Annotated in this window: 16 protein-coding genes and 4 pseudogenes; 3 read left to right on the top strand and 17 right to left on the bottom strand. The window is 39.1% G+C overall.

What is annotated here, in order from left to right; all coding sequences use genetic code 11:
- Positions 1 to 76: 76 nt before the first annotated feature.
- Positions 77 to 949 carry an ISAs1 family transposase gene (locus tag ACTNBF_RS10330; protein ID WP_441089212.1) on the bottom strand — a complete coding sequence of 291 codons (873 nt, stop codon included), beginning with the start codon at positions 947 to 949 and terminating at the stop codon, positions 77 to 79.
- Positions 894 to 1,475 (bottom strand): hypothetical protein, encoded by a 582-nt coding sequence (locus ACTNBF_RS10335; RefSeq protein WP_427820752.1) that lies wholly within the window; start codon positions 1,473 to 1,475, stop codon positions 894 to 896. The genes ACTNBF_RS10330 and ACTNBF_RS10335 overlap by 56 nt, the downstream gene beginning before the upstream one ends.
- A gap of 399 nt (positions 1,476 to 1,874) precedes the next feature.
- Between ACTNBF_RS10335 and ACTNBF_RS10340 the strand changes: the two genes are divergently transcribed.
- Positions 1,875 to 2,030 carry a hypothetical protein gene (locus tag ACTNBF_RS10340; RefSeq protein ID WP_427820753.1) on the top strand — a complete coding sequence of 52 codons (156 nt, stop codon included), beginning with the start codon at positions 1,875 to 1,877 and terminating at the stop codon, positions 2,028 to 2,030.
- 503 nt (positions 2,031 to 2,533) lie between these two features.
- Here the strand turns inward: ACTNBF_RS10340 and ACTNBF_RS10345 are convergent.
- The 7 genes and pseudogenes from ACTNBF_RS10345 to ACTNBF_RS10375 all read right to left on the bottom strand — a co-directional run.
- Positions 2,534 to 2,761 (bottom strand): annotated as a pseudogene (locus ACTNBF_RS10345) (transposase domain-containing protein); the annotation flags it as partial.
- 172 nt (positions 2,762 to 2,933) lie between these two features.
- Positions 2,934 to 3,912, bottom strand: a pseudogene (locus tag ACTNBF_RS10350) (IS91 family transposase).
- Positions 3,905 to 4,096, bottom strand: a complete 192-nt coding sequence (locus tag ACTNBF_RS10355) for a tyrosine-type recombinase/integrase (protein ID WP_427820754.1) — start codon at positions 4,094 to 4,096, stop codon at positions 3,905 to 3,907. Before ACTNBF_RS10355 ends, ACTNBF_RS10350 begins: the two are co-directional and overlap by 8 nt.
- Positions 4,065 to 4,430: a tyrosine-type recombinase/integrase gene (locus tag ACTNBF_RS10360; protein WP_427820755.1), complete on the bottom strand. Its 366-nt coding sequence runs from the start codon at positions 4,428 to 4,430 to the stop codon at positions 4,065 to 4,067. The genes ACTNBF_RS10355 and ACTNBF_RS10360 overlap by 32 nt, the downstream gene beginning before the upstream one ends.
- A gap of 121 nt (positions 4,431 to 4,551) precedes the next feature.
- A pseudogene (locus ACTNBF_RS10365) lies at positions 4,552 to 5,019 on the bottom strand (ABC transporter ATP-binding protein); the annotation flags it as partial.
- 75 nt (positions 5,020 to 5,094) lie between these two features.
- Entirely contained in the window at positions 5,095 to 6,087 is a 993-nt protein-coding gene (locus tag ACTNBF_RS10370; RefSeq protein ID WP_441089213.1) for a Fic family protein, read from the bottom strand.
- Between the two features lie 179 nt (positions 6,088 to 6,266).
- Positions 6,267 to 6,629 carry a VOC family protein gene (locus tag ACTNBF_RS10375; protein ID WP_441089214.1) on the bottom strand — a complete coding sequence of 121 codons (363 nt, stop codon included), beginning with the start codon at positions 6,627 to 6,629 and terminating at the stop codon, positions 6,267 to 6,269.
- A gap of 201 nt (positions 6,630 to 6,830) precedes the next feature.
- Between ACTNBF_RS10375 and ACTNBF_RS10380 the strand changes: the two are divergent.
- Together ACTNBF_RS10380 and ACTNBF_RS10385 are read left to right on the top strand one after the other, a co-directional pair.
- Positions 6,831 to 6,959, top strand: a pseudogene (locus ACTNBF_RS10380) (transposase); the annotation flags it as partial.
- A 10-nt stretch (positions 6,960 to 6,969) separates the two neighbouring features.
- Positions 6,970 to 8,085 carry an RNA-guided endonuclease TnpB family protein gene (locus tag ACTNBF_RS10385; RefSeq protein WP_441089215.1) on the top strand — a complete coding sequence of 372 codons (1,116 nt, stop codon included), beginning with the start codon at positions 6,970 to 6,972 and terminating at the stop codon, positions 8,083 to 8,085.
- Between the two features lie 562 nt (positions 8,086 to 8,647).
- Here ACTNBF_RS10385 and ACTNBF_RS10390 read toward each other — a convergent pair.
- The 8 genes from ACTNBF_RS10390 to gyrB all read right to left on the bottom strand — a co-directional run bounded on the left by ACTNBF_RS10390 (position 8,648) and on the right by gyrB (position 20,127).
- Entirely contained in the window at positions 8,648 to 11,065 is a 2,418-nt protein-coding gene (locus ACTNBF_RS10390; protein WP_441026461.1) for an FtsX-like permease family protein, read from the bottom strand.
- The gene (locus ACTNBF_RS10395) at positions 11,062 to 11,727 is read right to left on the bottom strand and encodes an ABC transporter ATP-binding protein (protein WP_441089216.1); all 666 of its coding nucleotides are present in this window, start codon (positions 11,725 to 11,727) and stop codon (positions 11,062 to 11,064) included. Before ACTNBF_RS10395 ends, ACTNBF_RS10390 begins: the two co-directional genes overlap by 4 nt.
- A gap of 76 nt (positions 11,728 to 11,803) precedes the next feature.
- On the bottom strand, positions 11,804 to 12,889 hold the full coding sequence (locus ACTNBF_RS10400) for a sensor histidine kinase (protein ID WP_441089217.1): 1,086 nt from the start codon (positions 12,887 to 12,889) through the stop codon (positions 11,804 to 11,806).
- Between the two features lie 43 nt (positions 12,890 to 12,932).
- Positions 12,933 to 13,652, bottom strand: a complete 720-nt coding sequence (locus ACTNBF_RS10405; protein ID WP_427819289.1) for a response regulator transcription factor — start codon at positions 13,650 to 13,652, stop codon at positions 12,933 to 12,935.
- Between the two features lie 92 nt (positions 13,653 to 13,744).
- Positions 13,745 to 14,797, bottom strand: a complete 1,053-nt coding sequence (locus tag ACTNBF_RS10410) for a sensor histidine kinase (RefSeq protein ID WP_427819291.1) — start codon at positions 14,795 to 14,797, stop codon at positions 13,745 to 13,747.
- Positions 14,797 to 15,477 (bottom strand): response regulator transcription factor, encoded by a 681-nt coding sequence (locus tag ACTNBF_RS10415; RefSeq protein WP_441089218.1) that lies wholly within the window; start codon positions 15,475 to 15,477, stop codon positions 14,797 to 14,799. Before ACTNBF_RS10415 ends, ACTNBF_RS10410 begins: the two co-directional genes overlap by 1 nt.
- On the bottom strand, positions 15,467 to 18,037 hold the full coding sequence (gene gyrA / locus ACTNBF_RS10420) for a DNA gyrase subunit A (protein ID WP_441026452.1): 2,571 nt from the start codon (positions 18,035 to 18,037) through the stop codon (positions 15,467 to 15,469). The genes ACTNBF_RS10415 and gyrA overlap by 11 nt, the downstream gene beginning before the upstream one ends.
- Positions 18,038 to 18,210: 173 nt before the next feature.
- Positions 18,211 to 20,127 (bottom strand): DNA topoisomerase (ATP-hydrolyzing) subunit B, encoded by a 1,917-nt coding sequence (gene gyrB, locus ACTNBF_RS10425; protein ID WP_441089219.1) that lies wholly within the window; start codon positions 20,125 to 20,127, stop codon positions 18,211 to 18,213.
- Positions 20,128 to 20,131 lie beyond the last annotated feature (4 nt).

Below are 20,131 nucleotides of genomic sequence, written 5' to 3' on the forward strand. Positions count from 1 at the left end.
GTTTTAAAAGACATATGCAAACCACCTTTATTTGATAAGATGATTATACCATATGTCTTTCATCAATAATAGTTATTTAATTAGTTGGAAATACCTTTTGACCCCAGCATCGTGGCAAAAGGATCGTCCCCTTAAAATTATTTTTGTCCCGATTTTTTTCCATCTGACTGATTTCTTCATATTTCTCAAGATACTCCCGCATTACAGGATCTGTAGTTTCGCCTTTTTTCTTTTTAGCAGTTTCCGCTTCCAGTTTGTCCATGAACGTATGGATCTCCTCATAAGCCTCTGGTTGGTTTTTCTTTACTGTCAGCACAAAATGTCCTTCCTGTTCATGGATCTGGTCCATGATTGCGGTCTGCGTTCCAATCGCATCAATCGTTATAATAATTCCACTGATATCCAGAAGTTTCAACAATTCAGGAATCACCGCAATCTCATTCGTCTTTGAATCTACAGGAAGCTGTGCAAGCAGCAATCCCCGGACAGTTTCCACGACGTTCAAAATCATTGGAGTTGCCGCACATTTTGTCTTTTCCGTTGCGCCACAGAGCGCTTTCCCGTCAATTGCAAGATGGGTATTCTTCGAGTCCACGATTTCTCCAATCCATTCCATAAAAGCACACAAGGCTAATTCCTCATCAATTCCGCTCAGCATCCGACTAATCGTGGAAGACGAGGCGATCCCGTATTTCAATTCCATATGTTTCCGCAGCCATTCCAGGTTATGTTTGCACCAGTTAAGACTCCTGCGGATCGTTGTCCTGCCACAAAGAAATTCGATTGTGACACATACCAGCATTTCTGCCAGATTGTGTCTTTTCTCTCTGTTGCATCGATAATCTGGGATCTGCCTGAAATAATGAATCAGTTTTTCTGTCAGAAATGGTTTTTCAGCACATTTCCAGAGCCACCTGTATTTTCTCCAGAAGTTCCTGCTGTTCCTCATTAACTTTTGAAATGATTTCAGTTTTATTCAGACATACTAAATAGATTGTCTCTAACTTATGCAGTTCTTCCAGACCCACGCCCCATTTTTTATATATTCTGCGGGACAAAGACGATATCTGAGCTGCAAACTGATAACGAAAATCCGATTCTTTTTTCATCGTTCGTTTTTTCTGGATATAAGAAGTTGGAGATTGCTTGAAAAGAATAATAGAAAGTACATCTTCCCAATCATCCCCTAATGGTTTTTTCCAGTCATCCGGGCACAATTCCCAGACAGCTTTTGAAAACCCGTATTCCCATACTTCTGCATCTGTTAAAGATACCTTCTTTTTGTTGCTTTGTATTACCCCTTCCGGAGTAATAATGCCGATATAAGTATCGACCGGCTGCGGATATTTTTTCCCTTTTACACGCCGGGATGTTCTTTTATAAAGGTAATAAGAATCCCCCTTTTTTTTCACGGTAGTTCCCTTTACACGGTGTTTTTGAACCCATTCTGGATATTTTTTCTCAGTTACTGGCATAATGTCCTCTCCTTTCCGTATAAGTGGTGCATACCTATACTTTATAGACATCATACCTCTACTTGACCTAAAAGTCGAGGGTTATACACGCTTATGTATAGCATGTATAACCCTCGATGAAATCTGATCTTTTTAGAATTTTAAAATATCTTCATGAAACAACCCTGAAAACATTTATTTATCAAATTAACTGATAAATTGCAAGCGCTAAATTGATTTGCACAACTAATTATAATAGAAATTATATTCAACTATTCTATCTTTTACATTTGCTAATAGTATGCTATACTGAAAATGGATTTCATTTGAGGTGCGGTCGTTCCAATAAAACTGAAAGATTGCCAGATTGAAACGTAATATTCTATTTTACATATATGCTTTATGAGAAAGGATGGTTTTATGGATTGGAAAATGATAGTATTAATTGTTTTGATTATTATTTTCGTTATAGTTCCTGTATTATTTGTTATCATTAAAAATGCAGTAAGAGCAGGAATCTTGGAGGCATATGAAGTTTTTCAAAATGAAGGAGATAGGAATAAGAATATAAATTAAAGTTGAGCGATACCCCAAAAGTGTAGTTGTTAGAGGGTAATTGAGACTAATATGTCCCCCAAATTTTCTCTTGGACACATATTTTGAAGTAAAAAATGGATGCTTCCCTGATTTTACAGGAGGCATTCATTTTATTTACCCTGAATTCTAGAGAAGGAAAGTTGCAAAATACTTTATCAAGTATTCTCTGTATCTGTTTTTAATTTGGAATCGACACGAAATCATATCTAGTATAAGTGATTTATAATATTTTAAATGAAAAGTTAAACTAGGATATGTCTATTGTTCACTTCTACAAAATGTGTAGTTTTACCAAAATCTCTATCTATTATCTTATTAACAATCTTTCCACTCTGCCCTTATAAGAATGATATTCTTTTTTGAACATTTTCCAATTAATCTGGTCTCGTGTATAACAACTGAATTGCATAATGAAAGTAAACGCACCATAGTCGGTACGACTAATTGATTAGCCGCTCCGAAGAGCGGCATTGGTTTTAAAGTTACTTTCTGCATTCCGTTGGCAACTTGTCTGACCAAGGAAGCAAATCTTCACAGAAACTTGTATCATGGTCATCCATGCGCTTTGGAATCTCTGTCAGAAGGTATTCAAAATAATTGTAAGGTTTAAGATTATTAGCCTTTGCAATTTCTGCAATGCTATAAATGATTGCGCTGGCTTCTTCTCCTGCAATGGTATCAATCATAACCCAGTTTTTCCGAATTGAACAAAGTCGCGTCCGGTATATGGGGATTCAATATCTCATATTCTGTCATTATTTTTGGATAAGCAGAACTGTCTATGGAGAAGACGATCTCGAAAATCCAGGAATTTTTTTTGATTTTTGGCAGAGATTCCCCTTACCCCAGTTTTGTAAGTACGGTATTCGTTTTGAGTTTGGTTTAGGCACTGTTTTTTCGGTGTGTCATATATCTGGAACACACCTTATATGATACGTTCCCTCCACAACACGGACATACTGTGACATCCTTTTTGTACAGTATCTTGATCGCATGTACTTTATCTTCCTTCCTGAACCGTCTCAGAAATTCACGGCAGCCGATCAGATTTCTGCAGATGGGAATCAGTTTTCGTTTATTATGGTTGCTCAGGAGCCCATAGTGACGTATCCTGACAAATCCTTTCGGAGGAACATGCATCAGGAAACGGCGGATGAATTCGGTACCTTCCAGGGTTAACTCTTTCCATTTACCTCCACATTTACAATCCTTTACCCGGATGGTTACCGTATTTTCATCCATATGGAGAATGCGGCTGTTTCATCCCGGACAGGAATTTTCTCTTAAAAAGCTTTGCCATTGCTTTCCCGGGCAGAAAATAGCCATCTTCTTTCTGGTGCCAGTTACGGTCTGTGTCCAACCCGCCGCAGGTTGATAACACATGAATGTGCGGGTGGTAAGAAAGATTGGATGCCCACGTATGCATAATGCTGATAAATCCGGGGGTGCCTCCCATATGGGAAGGGTATTTTGAAAGCTCCTGGATGGTTTCTGCCACAGCATGAAAAAAGAGAGAATACAGCTCTTTCTGATTCCAGTAGATCAATGGGTTCAACTTACTTGGACAGGTAAAGACAAGGTGGTAATAATCAATGTCCAATACATGTTCATTCTGTGCATCAACCCATAATACATTCGCTAACGCCTGGCACATCGGACAGAATCTGTCACGGCAGGAATTGTTATGGTACTGGATATGTCCGCATTTGTCACATTCAGAGAAATTGGCTCCATATGCACCAGTCTTGCAATTAAGAATATGATGTAAGGTTTTTTCCTGACTTGCAGTGGATGTGTAAGAGTCCAGATATTTGGGATAGATATGCCGGAGGACATCCCGCATGGTAGGATTATCATTCATCACGGCCGCCCTCCCCATAGTCTTTTTCAAAAGTATCAAAGGGACTCCGGATACCCATAAGTGCTTTGGATGTCATCTGCAGATACACATCCGTGGAATTCGGGCTGCGGTGGCCTAACAGTTGTTGGATAAATGTATGGCTGACTCCGTCTTCAAGTGCGTGGCAGGCAAAGCAATGCCTCATTGTATGCGGTGTTACCCCTTCCGGAAGCCCGAGTCTCCGTGCATGATTTTTTTATGAATAGTTGAACGTTTGAACTGGTAAGTGGTTCATCCCTTACTGTGCTTTGAAACAGCCATCCCATTGGGCGGTTATAACTGTACCAGTATTCTGTAAGGATTTCCAGGTTCCTGTCACTTAATATGGTATAGCGGTCTTGTCGGTTCTTTGACAATGGAACATGTATCATCATCTGTTTCCTGCGGATATCTTCATAGCGCAGATGGCAGACTTCACTGACCCGAAGACCGGAGGAATACATCGTTGCAGTGATGGCCTTGTGCTTATAATTATCCATAGAATCAATAAGTAGGTTTACCTGTTATCTGGATTATTCTGCACCCATTCATTATAGCGGTGTAAATGCTTTGTGAAATACTGATAAGGTGTTGTATACTTCAATCTATGAAAAATGTTCATTACCGGATCACCTCATCTCTCACGATCCGGTCGCCCTGTAGCGCAATATTTTCATCATGAGTGATCACGATCAACGTCTGGTCATAGGTTCTGTTGGAATATCTGAGAAGCTTCATGATTTCTTTGCTGTTCTCAGAATCCAGATTTCCGGTCGGTTCATCCGCAAGCACAAGAGTAGGCGCATTCATCAGCGCTCTTCCCACCGAAACTCTTTGCTGCTGTCCACCGGAAAGCTGATTCGGCAAATGTTTCCTCCTTTTCTTCAGTTTTAATAAGTCCAGAAGTTCTTCCAGACGCTCTTCATTTACCTTTCTTCCATCCATAAGAACCGGAAGTGTCATATTTTCTTCCACAGTCAGAACCAGTATTAGGTTATAGAACTGATAAATCAGTCCGATCTGCCTTCTTCTGAAAATTGCAAGTTCTTCTTCTTTCTGGGCGTAAACGTCTGTCTGACCTACAATCACTTTTCTCCATGACTTACAGATGACAATTTTGTCACTTTAGCGAAAAGTGACTGGCATGGCAAAAGGATCGTCTACTTAAACTTTAACATACCTTTGATTTCTGCTATGAGGTTTATCCGGAATTGTCATATGAATAAGATTCATCTCGATTGCTGGACGAAGATAATTTCTGCGGAATCCTTCTTTTGATTTTAATTCCAGTTTTTCCATAAGTGATTTGCTGGTGTATGGAATATCATATTCCATAACATCAAGCATTTTCTTGATATGTTCCGAAAGTTGTTCGTTATCCTCGCTAACCTGCTTAGAAATATCATCCAAAACCTTATCAATTTGCGATAGAATAAACTCAATAAAAATTGTAGATTCACCATTTACATGGCACTTGGCAATTGCATCATAATATTCCTCCTGAAACTTCTCAATTTGACTTTCTATTGGAATGTATTCAAATATCGGTTTCCATTTTGTAAGAATAGCAGTATGCCATAATCTTGCCATCCTTCCATTACCATCAGAAAAAGGATGGATAAAAACAAATTCATAATGAAATACGCTACTTAAGATTAAAGGATGAACACTGTATTTTGATTCCTGCATCCATCTAAAAAGATCTTCCATTAACTCTGGAACGAATTGTGCAGGCGGCGCCATAAATATACACTGATCACCACTAAAAACACCTTCTTCTCCTCTACGGAATTTACCAGATTCTTCAACAACATATTTTGTCATAATACCATGAAATTTCTTTAAATCTTTGATACTATATGGATTAATTTCAGAAATTTTATCATAAGCAATGTAAGCATTTTTAATTTCTTGTATTTCTTTTTGCTCTCCTAATACATTCTTACCATTAATAACATCTCTTACCTGTCCTAAAGAAAGCGAATTAGCTTCAATCTTTAAAGAAGCGTGAATAGACTTTATACGATTGTTCTTTCTTAAGTGTGGTTTTGCTTCCAAACTATTGATTGCTGTAATACATCCGATTTTTTCTGAAATGGATGAAACATATGATAATATCTCATTTGTAATTGTAAAAGGCGGTTTGTAATTATCCATGAAAATACCTCCATTAACTTACGTATTATCTTGCGTATTATCTTGCGTACTTTCTTCCTCCATTATACATCATCTCTCTCGGATTCTTCAAATAAATTCTGTTTTAGGTAACTGGGGGACGGGTACATGGTCACCGTGCCCCTGTCCCCGTCCCCCAGTCACCCTATCCATTTCTACTATTACATCGGTGTACCTACTTCGATCAAGTTTCCATCCGGATCATAAAAACGGACTACTTTCTGTCCCCAGGCATGTGTCATCAGGCGATTCACATATTTTACAGATGGATAATAATTTTCCAGCTTCTCTACAAAAGCATCTATGTTTTTTTCTTCAAAATATAATTCACATGCATTATTCTCTGGGATGACATCTTGTCCTGTGAATTTTTTCCAAGTAGATTCATCCTGAAGTACCAGGCCTTCTGTAAGAATCATATTACCATCATTATCAAGAATAGGTTCGAGACCGAATAATTTGTGATAAAATTCTTTTGAACGTTCGATGTCTTTAACAACGATTAGGATATTTTTTAATTTCATTTTTTCTACACTCCTCTCTGCGGCATTTCCAGTTAACATAACATTTTATTATATTACTATACTTTAACAAAATATAGCAAGAATTCTCCCACCTCTTTAGGTGGCGAGATGAATTGCAAAAAATATGAGAGAACACTTGTTCTAATGCGCCGGATGTGGTATAATATAATCAGTCGAATAAAAGAGTGGATTGATTATAATATGGATTTGGATAATAATGCACATTCAGTATTTTTGTTATATTGTCATTTGATTATGATTGTGAAATATCGCCGGAAAGTGATAGATGATGTAATATCAAACAGAGCGAAAGAAATATTTGAGTATATTGAAAGCCAGGGTGAAAAGTAATTTGAACAAAGCGTATAAATTCCGGATTTACCCGGATAAAAAACAGGAAGAACTTCTTGCTAAAACATTTGGATGCTGCCGTTTTATTTATAATATCATGCTGGATGACAAGAGAAAGGAATATGAGGCAACGAAGAAAATGAAGAAGACGACTCCGGCAGCCTATAAGAAAGAATATCCGTGGCTGAAAGAAGTAGATTCCCTTGCACTGGCGAATGTGCAGATTCATTTGGAGAAGGCTTATAAGAACTTTTTTGTAAATCCGGCTGTTGGTTTTCCGAAATTCAAGTCGAGACATCGAAGCAGGAAGAGCTATACAACGAATGTGGTGAATGGGAATATTCGTCTGGGAAACGGAAAGATCCGGCTTCCGAAACTGAAGGAAGTGAAGATCAGGAAACATCGGGAAATACCAGCGGGGTATGTCCTGAAGTCGGTGACCATAAGTCAGGAGCCTTCCGGAAAATACTATGCAAGTCTGCTTTATGAGTATGAAGTCTGTGAGAACCAAGCAGAGAAGAGAAAAGAAGCAGAACCGGAAGTGCTGGGGATTGATTATGCGATGAGTGGGATGGCGGTCTTTTCGGATGGAACAAGGTGTGAGTATCCGGGATATTTCAGAAAGGCAATGGTGTGTCTTGCGAGGGAACAGAGGAAACTGTCCCGGTGTCAGAAGGGGAGCCGGAATTACGAAAAACAAAGGAAAAAGGTTGCAGTCTGTCATGAGAAGGTCCGGAACCAGAGGAAGGATTTTCACCATAAGCTGAGTCAGGAGCTGGCAGAGAGATATGATGCGGTTGCAGTGGAAAATCTGGATATGAAAGCGATGAGTCAGTGCCTGCATCTGGGGAAGGGAGTTATGGATAACGGATATGGAATGTTTCGGGATATGCTTGCATATAAGCTGGAAGATAGAGGAAAGAAGCTGATAAAGGTCGATCGGTTTTATCCATCCAGTAAAACCTGCAGCAAATGCGGAAAGATCAAGAAAGAATTGTCACTGTCAGAACGGATCTATGAATGTGGGTGCGGGAATCGGATGGATCGGGATGTGAATGCAGCGATCAATATCCGAGAAGAAGGAAAAAGAATTTTATGCGCATAATTGCGCCTGAAATATGCCCGTAACCGGGCAGAAAAGAACCGCGGGGCACGCGGGGATAGCTTATTGATACTTAGCCCTATCGGGCTATTGAGTAAGAAGCCCCTACTTCAAAGCTTTAGGGCTTAAGTAGTGGGAGCGTGTCACTGTGAATTGCACTCCTGAAATTATTATGATGAACAACTCACTTGTGGTACTTACTACTCCGAATAATACAGGATGGGAATAAAAAAGGTGATGTTATCAAATTTGAATCCTCACTTTATCCAACTTATGGGCATTCAACATCTATTTTACCTATTATCGATGGAGAACTGAAAGAAGAAATGGAAATTTTCAATACAAATGAAGTTTCTTACCAGTATACTGCTACTAAAGATTGTTATTATAATCTTGGAATACTCAGTGCCAGCCCTAGTTCTATTAGTTTTCACGAAGGAACGATTTCGGTAATTAAGTAAACACAAATCTCCCCTTGAAAAAGAGACTGGGGACGCTCCTTTTGCCACCCACAAGCCAAAGAGCTCTGAGCAAGACAAAAGGAGCGTCCCCTCACACTTAAAACTTAAAAGCCAAAGGGCGCTGGGCGTGACAAAAGGAGCGCCCCAAAAGCAACAATTCCACTCCCCAAAACCGCCAATATTCCCATCACTCCAATCTCAATTTTCTTCTTTTTCCTAATAAACTCTTCTTCCATCCCTAGTGCACGAAAAATTTCCAGACTCCTCTTTGCTTCATACTCTTCTGCTTCTAGCATCTGATAAAGAACTATGAATACCAATATTAGATAAAATACCGTAAATACACTATACATTCCCAGAAACGAATACATATCCTGTTGTCTTTGTATATATTCCTGATGATAGTTATCAATGTTTACAGTACCCATTTTCTTGATACATTTTAACAAATGTTCTTCTGTATCAAATACATCTGCATCATCTGAAAGATTAATTCTTACCTTCTGACAATACTCATTCATATTGTTTACTTGAAAAGTTTTCCAAAATTTTTCTCCTACAATGATCTGGATTCCACTTCCTCCTGGAAACGGGGATCGAATATCTTCTTTTTTTGCTGTTCTAAGTATCCCACTGATTTGAATTTGTTTTTCTTCTGTATACCCATTCACTTCCCAATGAGATATTTTTAGCGTATCTCCAACTTTCAGATCATTTTCCATGAGAAATGATTCCTGATATTCTTCTTCGGTTACATTTCCCAGATATCCATATGATGTTTTTTCTAAAGGAGGAAGCAGTAATATGCAGAAATTTCCATTTTGAAAGTCATTTTGATTGATACTTCCTTCCGTCATATTTCTCACAAATCGTTCTATATTTTCCCACTCATTAACGCCTAATACGCTTAATGATATTTTATTGATTTCTACATTTTCATTAAAATTCTGTTCGGTTTTTACAACTTCCTGAAAATATCTATTATCCGAGTATTCAGACAAATCAATGGTAAATTCCCCACTGGCGCTGACTTGATAAGTTTCTACTGATTCTACTCCGGCAATCTGAGAAAATAATGCAATATCACTTTTTCTTATACCAGATACTTCCGGAAAATCTGTCGTATCTAGACTATATCCATTTCCTGTCGTTTGTTTAAACTCTTCCAGATTTACTTTTTTATTTCTTACTTCAAGAATTCCAAACAACACAATACTTATTGCACTGGATAGTAATAAAATCTGAACGATTTTTCTTACACCTTTATATTTCCACTCGCTCATAACTACGGAAAAGGGTGTAAATTTTGAAATAGAACAGCTCCTTCTCTTTTTGATTTTTTTATTTCTTCTTTCACCTCCTGATTTTAGAATTTTATTTAATCTCATGCATGATAATAAATAACCGGTTACAATAATAAGCCCGCTCCATAAAATTCCATTTAACATTGACTTTACAAAAATCTTCGAGATAATATTTTGTCCTGATATGACCTTTAGGACCGGTAAACTGATTTTATAAAGAGAGACTCCCATAAGAGTCCCTATAGTAAGTGAAATACTTCCATAAATTCCAGCTTCCCATAAAATCATCTGAACCATTTGACTCTTTACCATTCCTAATGCATATAGAAATTTCCAAAATTGTTCTCTTCCATCAATGGAATGAGAAATCGTAATAAATAGCACACAAATTGCAGATCCGGCAATCAATATTCTTATGGTTATCAAAAAATCTTCATATGGGATTTTGTCTGTTATCAATCTCCCATCACTAAAATTTTCAACCATGGCACAAGAAATATCTTCACTTTTTTCCATGTCTTCATAAACATTTTCATATCCATCTTTTGCCTTAATAAGCATATGCGTTTCCAATGGACTCCCTATTCTTTCTGCCCCTTCATTAGTCACAATTCCAGTTGGTAATCTATGTCTTAAGCTGATATCCCAGTTTACTTGATAGTCTTTGATGATTCCACACAAAGTGTAGGACAGTTCTACCGATGTTTCTTCATGATGAAACTCTATGGACGGTATGATTCTTAACGTGATTTTTTCACCTATTTTATCTTCATATCCTAGAAGAACAAGCATGCTATATTCCATAGCGATTTCATTTTCATTTTCCGGAAATTTTCCCTCTTTCAATTCCAAACGTCCCAGATTCCATGCGTCTTCATCCATCGTTCCTATGTTCCACTGAGTATTTTCCAGATAGTCTCCTTCAAGAACACCATAAATATTGATTTCACCTGTCTTTTCAAGAAATGGGTTATCCCTTGCAACAGATCTGTCTTTATAATCTGTTTCTACCATTATCCTTTCCCACTCACCATATACTTCTTTCCGGCTTTCCCGAAATGCATCAATGATACCTGATGTCATCTGTAAATCAAGCTGTATTAAAGCGCATGCCAGAATGGAAATACAAAGAATCTGGATACTGTATTTCTTCTGTTTCTTTATTCTTTTAAAACTCAGATTTCGCTCAATCTTTTTGGGATTCATTTCTTTTTTCATCGTAGTCTACCATCTTCTATTGTTACAATTCGATCTGCATAATTTGCACTTTCTATATCGTGCGTCACCATTACAATCGTTTGTCTATAAATTTCTCTTGACATACAAATCATCTGCATCACTTCCTGACCTGTATAATAATCTAAATTTCCGGTCGGCTCATCTGCAAGAATAATTTCCGGTTTTGCTGCCATCGCACGGGCAATTGCAACCCTTTGCTGCTCTCCTCCGGAAAGCTGATCCGGATAATCCATTCGTCTTTCCCACATACCAACTCTTTGTAACACATGCTGTAAATGTTGATAATCCGGAGTATCATGCGAAATGTAAAGTGGCATACAAACATTATCCCAAATTGTATATTCTTGAAGAAGCTGATACTGTTGAAATACAAATCCTATGTGTTTTTGCCTTATTTTGCATTTTTGCTTTTCAGTAAGCTTGTTTATTTCTCTTCCGTTTAGAAACACTTCACCCGAATCTGGTTTCTCTAGTGTTCCTGCAATTTTGAGAAACGTAGATTTCCCCGATCCGCTTCTTCCCATAATTGCGACAAATTCTCCTTCTTCCACTTCAATAGAAAAATTTCTTAATGCAGTAATATTTTTTTGACCAAATTGATACTTTTTATTTACATTTTTAAACTGAATAGCTGCTTTCATTTCTTTCCTTCCATATTTTGCTTATCTGTTGTTTTCAGTTTATCATATTTATCTTTCAATTCTCTTACTCGTATTCTTACGATTCCGTAAGATTTTTATCTGCTTCTTTTGCAACCATCTTCGGAATCCGGAATTCAAATGTAGTCCCTTCTTTTTTTGAATCAACTACCTGAAGGGTACCCTGATGAAGACTTATGATTTCTCTTGATAAATTTAACCCAATGCCAAAGCCTTTGTTTTTTCCCTCTTCTATCTGATAAAACCGGTCAAATATATGCTCTCTTTCGTTTCCTTCCAGACTTTTTCCACTATTAAATATCTGAATTACATAATTATCCCCACTGTCAAGAAGTAAAACATTAACTATTCCACACTGTGAAGTAAATTCAATAGCATTTTTCAATACATTTTCTATTGCTTCCTGAATCCAGAATGCATCACAAGATAAAATACATTCTTCTTCGGATTCATAATGAATGCAAATATATTTTTCTTCTGCAAGAATTTTTATTCTGTCAATACATTTTTCAATCAATACAGTTAAATTTTCTCGTTTTCTTTTCATCCAGATTTTTCCCGCATCGATTTGTGCAAGTCTCAGTAAAACGATTGTCATATCTTTCATCCAACAAAGTTGATTTACACAGCTCTCCAGTTTTTCTTTTTTCTTTTGGTTTTCTTCTAGTTCTGTCAGATTTTCAAGAGTAAGCAACATTCCTGCCATTGGTGTTTTTAACTGATGGGATATATTTTCCATATAAGTTCCCATCTTTTTTCTTTCATTCTGGACAATTGTTTTTTCTTTTTGAACCTGCTCATATATCCGCTTTTTTTCCTGTTCCATATATTGAACAATTTCTTTTTCTGTTCTTTCATTTCTGCATATTTCCAGAATTAATCCAGCAAAACAAATAAAAAAAGCTGTAATACAGTAAAAAAGTCGACCGTATGTTTTAATATTTTCTTTTAAATATAATTTTCCACTTTCTTCATATCCGGCATTTTTCATTTGAATGCTTCCTAACTCATATTTTTCTTCATCAAATGACCTAAACACCGCATGCTCCATATCTGTCTCCTTCAGTTCACCAATCCAGGAAACAACTTGTTTTTCATATGCATTTCCAAGAATCTGTTGATATATAAAAAAGGCAGTCAGCATAAAAGCAAAGACTGCCAGCCATTTTACACAAATATTTCTGATTCTATTTTTCTGAAATGGTCTCATATATTTCCTCCGTTTGTATTGTCCACCGATATCCGATTCCTCTTTTTGTCTCAATCAAGATTTCCTTACTATCTCCGGAAATCTTGCTTCTGATTCGATTAATATAAACCGATAATGCATTATCATCTACAAAATTCTCATTGGAATCCCAAATAATTTCCAGAAGCTTTGCTCTTGAAATTATCTGCGGTGAATTTACGATTAAGCAATATAAAATTCGATATTCTGTCAAAGTCAGTTCTATCGGAATTTGATTTTTTACGAGAGACTGTCGATCAAAATTTAAAACAAATTCTCCGCTTTTGATTCCTGTTTTTCTCTTTTCTTCTTGATTTTGTTCAGATCGTTTTAAAAGAGATTTGACTCTTGCAAGAAGTTCAAATGTCCGAAATGGTTTTATGACATAATCATCACCGCCGGCTTCAAAGCCTTCAACAATATATCCCTCGCTGTCATATGCTGATAAAAATAAAACTGGATTTCTAGTCCTTTTTCTGATTTCTCGACAAAGGGAGATTCCATTTCCATCCGGAAGTTTCATATCCAATATGTAGAGCATATACTTATTTGCTTTGATTTTTTCCATTCCTTCTGCAAATGTTGATGCTGTTTCTGTTTTCCAATCTCTCATTTTCAAAACATCCTCTATTCCGCATCGAACCATTTCATCATCTTCTACAATCAAAATTTTCTCCATATTTCTCACCTTCTTTTAGTGACTTTGGAAATCCTTTTGCCACCCACAAGCCAAAGGGCGCTGGCCGTGACAAAAGGATCGTCCCCTGGCTCCTACACCACCATTTTATAAAACCGAATCACAAATCTCGCTCCGCCATCTTTTACATTTTCGGCGAATATCACTCCTTCGTGGGATGTGATAACCAGTCTTGCAAATGCCAGTCCCACACCGAAATTCAAAGTTTCTGTCTTTCTTCCTCTGTAGAACCGTTCAAACAGATGTGGCATATCTTTTTCTTCGATTCCTTCTCCTGAATCTGTGATACTGATTTCTGTATAGATTGGATTTTCTCTCCAGGAAGTGCAGATGGTTCCGTTTTCCGGTGTGTGTTCCATCGCATTTTTGATCACGTTTCCGATGGCTTCTTCCATCCATTTTTTATCGCAATTGATAGAAATATTTTTTTCGCCATGCGTCGTGAATTTCTGGTTTCTCAGTTCCATCGCGATTTCAAATGGCTGCATGGATTCCTGGATAAGGTTTTGAACGGAAATTTCATTTTTCTTAAATGTGATGGTTCCGGCATCCAGTTTTGCCATTTTTAGGAGGGATGTGATCAGCCATTCTATTCTTCCGAGCATCTGTTCCATGTCGCGGCACAGTTTTCGTTTCTGTTCTTCCGGTGTCTCCGGTGATTTGATTTTTTCCAGCATCAGGTTCAATGATGTAAGCGGGGTGCGGATCTGATGGGAAATGTCGGTCAGGGAATTGGCAAGGTTCCGTTTTTCTTTCTGGATGCATTCATTTTGTTCCCTCAGCCTTATGATCATTTTCTGAATTTCATCCCGCAGGATTTCCAGGTCTCCTTCCCGCATTCTGCTTAAGTTCAGGTCTGCCTTTCCGTGAAGGATTGCATCCATTTCCATGGTAAGTACCCTGATTTCATGATATCTTTTTCCTGCAAATATTATCCAGATCAAAAGCAAAATGATTCCGCATAGAAGTGCTCCTGCGGCTCCGCCTTTCAGCAGAAACACTGTTTCCGGTGACCATTTATTTTTTCCAAATACAGATTCGAAAAAAAGGAGCGCACTGATAAATGCAGTTGCTCCTCCTCCAGACAATAACTGTAATTTAATTTCTCTGTTTCGAAAAATACCCATTACTCCTCCATTTTATAGCCAAGTCCTCTTACTGTTTTGATGATCTGAGGGTTTTGAGGTGAATCTTCAATCTTCTCCCTGAGCCTCTTAATGTAAACAGTAAGTGTATTATCATTTACATATTCACCGGCGATATCCCAAAGTTCTTCCAGAATATAATCTCTGGAAAGCACTTTGCCTTTTTTCTGTAAAAACATCAGAAGAAGTCTGTACTCCAAAGAGGTCAGAAAGATTTCCCGGCCGTCTTTTTTTACGATTCCTCTTGATGCATCAATCTCCAGTCTGCCTATCTGAATCTGGATTTTTTCTTTTTCTCCGTAAAATCTGCGGATTACCATTCGCATTCTGGATACCAGTTCGCGCGGCCGGAATGGTTTGCTGATGTAATCGTCGGCTCCCATATCCAGACCTGTCACTACTGAGAATTCATCGTCCAGTGCAGTTAGAAATATAATCGGAATTCGGTACAGCGCCTTCACCGCCGTGCAGACGCTGTATCCATTTCCCTGTGCCAGTGTGATATCCAGCAAAATTAAGTCAAATTTTTGTTCTTCGAGAAGGTTCATTGCCTTTTGCTGTCCGTCGACCGAACAGATTTCAAAACCTTCTCCTGTCAGAAATTCTGTCAGATTTTCTATGATGAGGCAATCATCCTCGACCAGAAGTACTTTATTCCTCATCCGGCTGTCCTTCTGTCATTTCGCTATCGCCTTCCATATCCTCTGATACTGTCTCAATCTCTTCCAAAGTTCCTACCGGTTCTTCTTCATTTTCAGAAATATCACCCTCCAGCTCTTTGGATGCATGACGCACTTTGGCAATACTGGCAACTTCTTCTTTCTCCTTAAGGTTGATCAATTTTACACCAGAAGTAATTCTTCCGAGAACGGAGATTCCCTTACATTCCATGCGGATCACGATTCCATCGGTATTGATGATCATAATTTCATCATTGCGATTTATCGCCTTTGCTCCTACTACATTACCGGTCTTTTCAGTAATCTTATAACATTTCACACCCTTACCGCCACGGTTCTGAGAGGTGAATTCTTCCATCATGGTACGTTTTCCCATACCTTTTTCGGACACGATCAGAAGGTCTTCTCCCTGTGTATCAAGCTGCATTGCCACCACTTCATCGCGGTCACTTAAGTTCATACCGCGAACACCCATGGAAGTTCTTCCTGTTGCGCGGACATCTTTCTCGTGGAAACGGATGCACTGTCCGTATTTTGTTACCAGAATAATATCGCATTCGTTATCTGTTGTTTTTACTTCAATCAGTTCATCATCTTCTCTGAGCGTGATTGCAGCAAGTCCTGTCTTTCTCACATTTGCATATTCGCAAATCGGAGTCTTCTTTACAAGACCTTTCTTGGTTGCCATGAACAGATAATCTCCATCTCTGTAATCCTTAATCGGAATCATTGCGGTGATCTTCTCATCCGGCTGAAGCTGCAGAAGATTGATAATCGCAGTTCCTCTGGAGGTTCTTCCGGCTTCCGGAATCTCGTAACCTTTCATGCGGTACACGCGTCCGGTGCTGGTGAAGAACATGATATACTGATGTGTATTCGTCATAAACAGTTCTTCCACGTAATCTTCTTCCAGTGTCTGCATTCCTTTGATTCCCTTGCCACCGCGGTTCTGGCTCTTGAAAGTATCATTGCTCATGCGCTTGATATAGCCAAGTTTTGTCATGGTGATGACTACATCTTCCTTCGGAATCAGATCTTCCATGGAAATGTCGTACTCATCAAATCCGATGGACGTTCTTCTCTCATCTCCGTATTTCTCAGAAATCACGAGAATTTCTTTTCTGATCACACCGAGAAGCAATTTTCTGTCTGCAAGAATTGCTTTATATTCTGCAATTTTCTTCATCAGTTCTGCATATTCTGCTTCTAGCTTCTCTCTTTCCAGTCCGGTAAGAGCCCTCAGACGCATATCTACGATTGCCTGTGCCTGCGCGTCACTGAGATTGAATTCCTTCATGAGAGATTCTTTCGCAATCTGCACCGTCTTGGAACCACGGATGATTGCGATTACCCGGTCAATATTATCGAGCGCGATCAATAAGCCCTCTAAAATGTGGGCACGTTCTTCGGCTTTATTCAGATCATATTTCGTTCTTCTTGTTACGACATCCTCCTGATGCTCCAGATAATGGTTCAGCATCTCAAGAATATTCATAACCTTCGGCTCATTATTTACCAGTGCAAGCATAATAACGCCGAACGTATCCTGAAGCTGTGTATGTTTATATAGTTGATTTAAAATAACGTTCGGATTCACATCACGGCGCAGTTCAATGCATACACGCATACCTTCTCTGTTTGACTGATCGCTGAGGTCTGTGATTCCGTCAATCTTTTTATCTTTTACAAGCTCTGCAATTTTCTCGATCAGTCGCGCTTTATTTACCATGTACGGAAGCTCCGTCACAACGATACGATTCTTTCCGTTTGCCATCGGCTCGATATTCGTCACTGCACGAACACGGATCTTACCACGTCCTGTACGGTAAGCTTCTTCGATGCCTCTTGTTCCAAGGATCGTTGCTCCGGTCGGGAAATCAGGTCCTTTGATGATTTCCATGATTTCTTCGATGGTTGTCTCTTCTTTATCTGCAATCTGATCATCAATGATCTTCACTACGGCACCAATGACTTCCCGCAGATTGTGCGGCGGAATATTGGTCGCCATACCGACTGCAATACCGGAAGTTCCGTTTACCAGAAGGTTCGGAAATCTTGCCGGAAGGACGGTAGGCTCCTTCTCCGTCTCATCAAAGTTCGGTACGAAATCAACGGTATTTTTATTAATATCAGCAGTCATTTCCATGGAAATTTTGCTGAGTCTTGCTTCGGTGTATCGCATAGCCGCAGCGCCGTCTCCGTCCACAGAACCAAAGTTTCCGTGTCCGTCAACAAGCGTATATCTCATAGACCAGTCCTGAGCCATATTTACCAGCGCACCATAAATAGAACTGTCACCGTGCGGATGATATTTACCCATCGTATCACCGACAATACGTGCACATTTACGATGCGGTTTGTCAGGTCCGTTGTTCAGCTCTATCATTGAATAAAGAATTCGTCTCTGTACAGGCTTCAAACCATCCCGCACATCAGGAAGCGCACGCGAAGCAATAACACTCATGGCATAATCGATATAAAAATCTTCCATAGTTTTCTTCATATCCACTTCATGGACTTTGTCGAAAATATTATCTTCCATTTTTTTCTTCTCCTTTTGGTTGGAATGCAGCTTTTACAGCTGCAGCCTTCTCGAAAATCTGCGATTTTCTCGATGGGTTGGCATTTGCAATGCCAACCTTGAAAGAAGAATAAGCCAATTTTCATGTGAACATGAAATTGTCTTTTTCTTCTTTCAGCTGCCGCTGCGAAATACTAGATATCCAGGTTTTTAACAAACTTCGCGTTTTCTTCGATGAATTCACGTCTTGGCTCTACTTTATCGCCCATGAGCGTGGTGAATGTAAGATCCAGTTCAGATGAGGTCTCGTCGTCCATCGTTACACGCTTCAGAATTCGATGTTTCGGGTCCATGGTTGTCTCCCAGAGCTGGTCTGCATCCATCTCTCCAAGACCTTTATAACGCTGGATTTTATTGCTGCTGTCACGTCCTACTTCTTTCAAAATCGCATTCAGTTCTTCATCACTGTATGCATACCACACTTTTTTGTTCTTTTCCAGTTTAAAAAGTGGCGGCTGTGCGAGATAAACGTATCCCTGTTTAATCAATTCCGGCATAAATCTGTACAAAAATGTTAACAATAACGTACTGATATGAGCACCATCCACATCGGCATCTGTCATAAGAATGATCTTATGGTAACGCAGCTTTGAAATGTCAAAATCATCATGAATTCCGGTTCCGAATGCAGTGATCATCGCTTTGATTTCAGCGTTGGCATAGATTTTATCCAGCCTTGCTTTTTCAACGTTAAGAATTTTTCCACGGAGCGGAAGAATGGCCTGTGTTGCACGGTCACGCGCTGTTTTCGCGGAACCTCCCGCAGAGTCTCCCTCTACGATGTAGATTTCGCAGTTTGCAGGATCCTTGTCGGAGCAGTCTGCCAGTTTTCCCGGAAGAGACATTCCTTCCAGAGCTGATTTTCTTCTCGTCAGATCTCTCGCTTTTCTTGCCGCCTCACGCGCCCTCTGGGAAAGTACGGATTTTTCAATGATCGTCTTTCCGACCGAAGGATTCTGTTCCAGGAATATCTGAAGCTGGTTGCTGACAATACTGTCAACTGCACCTCTTGCCTCGCTGTTTCCAAGCTTCTGCTTCGTCTGTCCTTCAAACTGAGGATCTTCAATTTTGACACTGATGATCGCAGTCAGCCCTTCACGAATATCTTCCCCGGACAGATTCGGCTCACTGTCTTTTAATAATTTATTCTTTCTTGCATAATCATTAAATGTTTTCGTCAGGGCATTTCTGAATCCTATCACATGCGTTCCGCCCTCCGGTGTGGTAATATTATTTACAAATCCATAGGTATTATCTGTATAGGAATCGTTGTGCTGCATCGCAACTTCAACCTGAACATTATCCTTCGTTCCTTCGCAGTAGATAATCTGCTCATAGAGCGGTGTCTTGCTTCTGTTCAGATATTCTACAAATTCCTTGATTCCGCCTTCATAGTGGAACACTTTTTCTTTCGGTTCTTCGTCACGCAGATCGGTAAGGCTGATCTTCAGCCCTTTTGTAAGAAATGCCATCTCACGGAATCGCTGTTTTAATGTATCATAATCAAATACCGTATCTTCAAAGATCGTATCATCCGGAAGAAATGTGACTTTCGTTCCTGTTTTTGCCGGATCACATTCTCCGACTACTTTTAGTTTATAAATAACATGGCCTCTTTCATAGCGCTGTTTGTAAATCTTACCTTCAGAACAGATTTCTACTTCCAGCCAGTTTGACAATGCATTTACAACAGAAGCCCCTACTCCGTGAAGACCGCCGGATACCTTGTATCCTCCACCGCCGAACTTTCCGCCGGCATGCAGTACGGTAAATACGACTTCCACTGCCGGAAGTCCGGCTTTATGATTGATTCCTACCGGAATCCCACGTCCATTGTCAATGACGGTAATCGAATTATCCGGATTGATGAAAACCTGAATGTGATCACAATATCCTGCAAGCGCCTCATCTACTGAGTTGTCTACGATCTCGTATACAAGATGATGAAGCCCTCTGGTTGATGTACTTCCAATATACATTCCAGGTCTTTTTCTTACTGCTTCCAGCCCTTCCAATATCTGGATCTGGTCTGCCCCATATTCTGCACTCATACCT

It is taken from the genome of Bariatricus sp. HCP28S3_A4 (assembly GCF_052066395.1).
Lineage (GTDB): Bacteria > Bacillota > Clostridia > Lachnospirales > Lachnospiraceae > Allocoprococcus.

Bases quoted from the DNA above. Each gene is read 5' to 3' on its own strand.
- ACTNBF_RS10415 (WP_441089218.1), bottom strand. From the start codon at position 15,477: ATGAGGAATAAAGTACTTCTGGTCGAGGATGATTGCCTCATCATAGAA.
- ACTNBF_RS10390 (WP_441026461.1), bottom strand. From the start codon at position 11,065: ATGAAAAAAGAAATGAATCCCAAAAAGATTGAGCGAAATCTGAGTTTT.
- ACTNBF_RS10355 (WP_427820754.1), bottom strand. From the start codon at position 4,096: ATGAGGCATTGCTTTGCCTGCCACGCACTTGAAGACGGAGTCAGCCAT.
- ACTNBF_RS10395 (WP_441089216.1), bottom strand. From the start codon at position 11,727: ATGAAAGCAGCTATTCAGTTTAAAAATGTAAATAAAAAGTATCAATTT.
- ACTNBF_RS10340 (WP_427820753.1), top strand. From the start codon at position 1,875: ATGGATTGGAAAATGATAGTATTAATTGTTTTGATTATTATTTTCGTT.
- ACTNBF_RS10375 (WP_441089214.1), bottom strand. From the start codon at position 6,629: ATGAAATTAAAAAATATCCTAATCGTTGTTAAAGACATCGAACGTTCA.
- gyrB (WP_441089219.1), bottom strand. From the start codon at position 20,127: ATGAGTGCAGAATATGGGGCAGACCAGATCCAGATATTGGAAGGGCTG.
- ACTNBF_RS10335 (WP_427820752.1), bottom strand. From the start codon at position 1,475: ATGCCAGTAACTGAGAAAAAATATCCAGAATGGGTTCAAAAACACCGT.
- ACTNBF_RS10405 (WP_427819289.1), bottom strand. From the start codon at position 13,652: ATGGAGAAAATTTTGATTGTAGAAGATGATGAAATGGTTCGATGCGGA.
- ACTNBF_RS10400 (WP_441089217.1), bottom strand. From the start codon at position 12,889: ATGCTGACTGCCTTTTTTATATATCAACAGATTCTTGGAAATGCATAT.
- ACTNBF_RS10360 (WP_427820755.1), bottom strand. From the start codon at position 4,430: ATGGATAATTATAAGCACAAGGCCATCACTGCAACGATGTATTCCTCC.
- gyrA (WP_441026452.1), bottom strand. From the start codon at position 18,037: ATGGAAGATAATATTTTCGACAAAGTCCATGAAGTGGATATGAAGAAA.
- ACTNBF_RS10330 (WP_441089212.1), bottom strand. From the start codon at position 949: ATGAGGAACAGCAGGAACTTCTGGAGAAAATACAGGTGGCTCTGGAAA.
- ACTNBF_RS10370 (WP_441089213.1), bottom strand. From the start codon at position 6,087: ATGGATAATTACAAACCGCCTTTTACAATTACAAATGAGATATTATCA.
- ACTNBF_RS10410 (WP_427819291.1), bottom strand. From the start codon at position 14,797: ATGGGTATTTTTCGAAACAGAGAAATTAAATTACAGTTATTGTCTGGA.